General features: G+C 42.0%; 4 protein-coding genes. 1 reads left to right on the top strand and 3 read right to left on the bottom strand.

What is annotated here, in order from left to right:
* The first annotated feature begins 388 nt into the window (after positions 1-388).
* On the top strand, positions 389-712 hold the full coding sequence (locus ACESZG_RS18760; protein WP_055199893.1) for a hypothetical protein: 324 nt from the start codon (positions 389-391) through the stop codon (positions 710-712).
* Between the two features lie 82 nt (positions 713-794).
* Here ACESZG_RS18760 and ACESZG_RS18755 read toward each other — a convergent pair whose 3' ends face one another.
* From ACESZG_RS18755 to ACESZG_RS18745, 3 genes are all read right to left on the bottom strand, one after another.
* Positions 795-1,169: a BlaI/MecI/CopY family transcriptional regulator gene (locus ACESZG_RS18755; protein ID WP_008707184.1), complete on the bottom strand. Its 375-nt coding sequence runs from the start codon at positions 1,167-1,169 to the stop codon at positions 795-797.
* Between the two features lie 348 nt (positions 1,170-1,517).
* Complete coding sequence (locus ACESZG_RS18750) at positions 1,518-2,159, bottom strand: N-acetyltransferase (RefSeq protein WP_008707183.1); 642 nt, start codon at positions 2,157-2,159, stop codon at positions 1,518-1,520.
* Between the two features lie 64 nt (positions 2,160-2,223).
* Positions 2,224-4,338 carry a M28 family peptidase gene (locus ACESZG_RS18745; RefSeq protein ID WP_020993296.1) on the bottom strand — a complete coding sequence of 705 codons (2,115 nt, stop codon included), beginning with the start codon at positions 4,336-4,338 and terminating at the stop codon, positions 2,224-2,226.
* Positions 4,339-4,610: the final 272 nt, after the last annotated feature.

The raw sequence follows: 4,610 nt of genomic DNA, 5'->3' as shown, positions 1-4,610 counted from the left end.
GGTGAGGGCTTGACCAAGAATCGCAGGAAGAATGAATCTCAAGGAAATGTCAACATGTATGTAGTTTTGAAGGTACAATGAGAAACCAGCTAACTGTTAGCTGGTTTTTTTGTGTAAAAATGAATATACGGGTATACTTACCATAAGTATCTGATAAAAATAAGGATGGCCACTCTTTGGATGAATAATCGGTAGAGTGGCTTTTATGCTGTATATATAAACATATAATAAAATTGCGGGAGCTGCAAAGTGCGGAGTAATTCGTGGGTATCAAGTTAGGGGAAAAATACCTTTTGATCCGAACATTATGTAATAGGAAGTAATATGAAAAAATCACAATAGAAAAAATATAACCTGAAAAAATCATTGGCAAGAGGAATCCAGCGGTGTGGCGATCAATCTGGAAATCCTGGATGCATCACAGAGTCAGCTGACGCAGAATGAACAGGTGAAAAACATGATCGATAAAGGATGTGATGTGGTGTGTGTCAATCTGGTCGACCGTACAGATGAGGGGATTGAGGCTGTAAAGAATGAGGAAATGCTTGGAACGGTTTATAATGATAAAGAGGGGCAGGCGCGTGAAATGCTGAATCTTGCATTTGTAATCGCAACGGATGGAGATAAGAGTGATATTCCGTTGATCGACGGAAAATATGTGCGCACGCCATATCATAAGCTTACGTTGGAAAATATAGAAGAGTCTGAGTAATTTCTCTGATTCGGTATTTATAGTAATTCTGTAAATAAAAAAGGCTGTTGTTAATGACAGCCTTTTTATTGAGCATTTCTGATTAAAGTGTCTGGATATAAGATAATAATTCAGCTTTCTCAGCTGCGCTTAATTTATTTCCTGCTGTAAATGCAGCGATGAAATCTTTGATGGCTCCGTTGTAAGAATCCTTTACAATCTCCTGGGCATAATTTTCATAGAATTTCTTTGAGGTGACAGATGGAATATAGATAGCTCTTTTTCCGCTCTTGTCAATATTCAAAAAGCCCTTCTGTGCCAGACGGGAAAGAAATGTGTTTACTGTCTGTTTCTTCCATGCTTTCTTTTCTTCCTCATTAAAGTGAACCATAATCTCAGAAAAAGTTGCAGGTGTTTCTCTGGTCCATAAATATTGTAAAATATAAAATTCTGTTGCGCTCATTGCATTTCGTACCATTATTATAAGTCCTCCTTATCAGTGTAGTGATGTGTACTCTGGGGGTTATTAAAATTTTTATTGCCAGGTAAATACTTTTGTTTCTGGTAATCGTGGATGTTCAGCAGTCCGTTGAATGGAAAGTCTCCGAACAGTTAACAGTAATTAAAAATAGTAGCGGAAAAGTACACATGGTACTATAAACAAACAGATGTGGAAAAGTTTTATCCGACATCTGTTTGTTATTTTAATATAAAAGTATAAATATTACTAGACGTAGAAATAGACAAAAATGTAAGTGAAAAATAGGTTAATTTATCAATTACGGAGTCTTTATGTTAATAATTGCGAGAGCAGTGCAGGGACAGATTATACAGTAGCCTCTCGGATCATGCAATATTGTTTCAGACCAAAGTGAGGTTTTTCCACTATCCCGTATGTTTTAAATCCGAAGTGTTCATAAATAGGAACGTTATTGGGATTATGGGTTTCCAGAGAAATCAGCATCTTGTGTTTCTGGGCATAATTTATCACCTCATCCATCAGAAGTTCTGCCAGTCCATGATGCTGGTGTCCAGGGTCTACTGCAAGGTAGATCACATGGAGACGCTCTGTCTGGTGAAGCTGATCTGTCCAGCTTGAGTTCAGGTAGTCCTTGCCCTGAATGAAATTCCAGAAGGTTTTCAGGCTTGGATCTTCTTTGATCAGCCATCCGTCAGTGGTAAGTGCAGCTCTGGCCTCTGTGAGACAGTAGTGCAGAAAATTGTAAGGTTCGCTTTCGTCAGAAACAACCAGGATACTGTTCAGTTCGCTGCTGTCAGAATAAATTTCGCATGTCTGAAAGAACTCCGTCAGATCGCAGGAAAAGAGCTCCGGCAGAAGTCTTTCTCTGGTGTCATCATCAGGAATCAGGGTATGATACAGCGGATCCTGTGCGAAACAGACCGTTAACAGTTTCTGTAATCGTGGTAAATCTTCTTCCTGTACTCTGTACAAATTATCACTTTCCATGGTATGTAGTAATCTCCTTATTTATTGCCGGGAACATTGCTGTTCCCGGGAGTGGTAATGTTTTTTAAAAAGACAGTAGATTATTATAGATGTTATCCAACATCGCAGACAGCTTATTAACGGAGGTGTTTAAGTAGCGGATATCGTCCTTATAATAAGCCTTCTGTCTGCGCAGGGCAGCTTCCAGACGACGGATCTCACTGTCGAGTTCCGGTGTTTCTTCTTCCATGCGCTGCTTCAGTTTCTGCACGATCCCGTAGAGATTTTCGTGATGCATAATACGTCCGGCACCCCACATCAGACGGTCTTTTGGCTGGTGAAGAATGTATTCGGTGAAGTGATAGTAAACTTCTTCATCGAAGAGAAATGCGTACATATTATTGTCTACTCGATAGAGAGCCTTCAATGCATCTGTAATATTTCCCTCGGATAAAGCCCGGCTGGCTTTTTCCAGCTGTCGAATATTTTTGGAGGCAGCTTCCTGTGGGAAAATTACTTCATCTTGCCAGTTGAGACGTACCAGATAGTCTTGTGCCTTGCGGAAAGTTTTCAGCAGCTCCAGTCCGGCATATTCCCATTTGTGGCGGAAAGCAATGCGGGCGTCGGAGTCTGAAAGTGTGGCATATTCCGCATTAATCTGGCAGATTTTGTCATAAATATTTTCGGCAGAAGCGGTAATTGTCTGCAGGTTTCTGAGCAGAACATTCTGCTCAGGATCAGCAAATGAGAGTGCATTTTCGTGGATACTTTCTGCGACCGCGTTCATGGTATTGCTGAAATTCATCGGTGGCAGGACAAGTCTGTCAATGGCCATGATCAGTTTCAGATAGCATTCATGATGAAACTGATAGACAGCTTCCTGGTAAACATCCTGATTATCATATTGGGAATGATAATAATTCTGCATGAAGGGCCCGGCACTGAAATCATTGACTGTGGATGGGATACCTGCGATTGCCATGGAGAAATCATCAGACCATGTCTCGATGGGAGAGAGAACCGTGATCCCGTCAGGATATGCTTCCTTCGGGACAGTCAGGCTGTCTGTAAACTGTCTAATGAAATCTGCATATTCATAGGTACAGCGGATGGCATCCTGTCTATTGTGTGCGTGTGCAGGAAGTTCAAAGTTCAGGTCTGCAATCACTTTACCCTGCCAGTCAGGATGTACGCGGAATACCTGATTGTAGGCTCCTGTAGACCAGTCGTATTTGGAATCAATGATTCCCCATTCCTCGGCAGCCATTGCACAGAAAACGAGAGTGTGGGCAGGCTTATAGCCGCCCTTTACCAGTGAACGGGCAATGCCGAGCATCATGGCGACTGCTGCATTATCGTCCTGGAATCCATCGAAATAGGAATCATAGTGTGCAGACAGCAGGATCATAGAGTCTGTCTCAGTACCCTGTATTTTACCTGTGATATTGCCTGCTGTTGTATCCGGGATCACTCTGGAACGGGCATCCAGTGATACTTTTAATGAGGATCTGCGTAATAAAGCAGCATCCTGTTCCAGAGTGTTATGGGTATCTTCTGAATCAGTGGTGTTGTCTTCGCAGGCGGAAATTTTATTTCGGAGAGAACGCTTCAGGATACGTGCATCTGCCTGAGACAGAGAGAATGCAGGTGCGAAATCAGGACCTGCGATATCCTGTGCATTCAGCGCAGACTCTGCGATTTCTCCGTAGCCGTTTGCCTGAACTGCGATCAGGGCAGCAGCGCCGCGCAGATAAGCCTGATAAACAGGGAAGCTGATCCACCATTCGTCTCGCTGGTTGATCTCAACCATAACCAGCTTTCCTTTTACGTTTATGCCTTCATAATCTGCAGCAGTTCCTTTTCCCAGATAAACGAGTTCGTAATCTTCAAATCCGTCTGTCTCGAAATTTGTCTGATATCCGCCCATCTGAAAGGTGTGTTCCTGCCCGTCATCATCTGTAAATTTCAGGACTGCCTTCTCGAATTCCCATCCGTCCAGTGAGAATGTATCTCTGGTTACATCGGTAAGTCCGATAGCTTTCATTTCCCTGTATAACATATCTCCTGTAGCTGTTTCAGCAGCGGAACCTGCAGTACGATAGCCCAGAACAGGGTTTGTTTTCTCTTTTTCCATGCGTCTGGCAAGCTGGTAGGACCAGTCTGTGTCAATGCAGGAAATACAGGAATCTTCAATGTTCAATGTAATCGCCTCTTTCCTGACAGTTTGTATAATATGATCAGATATGATCAGTGCCGGAAATATCAGGGTACTGATCTGTCTGTGGTTTATGATTTTATACTGGAAATATTTTAGCATAGAACAGCAGCAGGAACAAGACAACAGTTGTTGAGAAAAAAGCTATTTTCTGTAAAGATACTGATATTGAAAAGAAAAAGCTTGAATGAAAAAGTAAATTCTACATTCTAACACACCTTGATTTTATGCGGGATTAAATTCTATTTTCGGAGATA

Origin of the sequence: Blautia sp. Marseille-P2398 (assembly GCF_964240315.1) — a bacterium.
Classification (GTDB): Bacteria; Bacillota; Clostridia; order Lachnospirales; family Lachnospiraceae; genus Blautia_A; species Blautia_A wexlerae.
Note: the sequence above shows the minus strand (reverse complement) of the source record. Positions and strands in the feature narration are given on the sequence as shown.

Bases quoted from the DNA above. Each gene is read 5' to 3' on its own strand.
- ACESZG_RS18755 (WP_008707184.1), bottom strand. From the start codon at position 1,169: ATGGTACGAAATGCAATGAGCGCAACAGAATTTTATATTTTACAATAT.
- ACESZG_RS18750 (WP_008707183.1), bottom strand. From the start codon at position 2,159: ATGGAAAGTGATAATTTGTACAGAGTACAGGAAGAAGATTTACCACGA.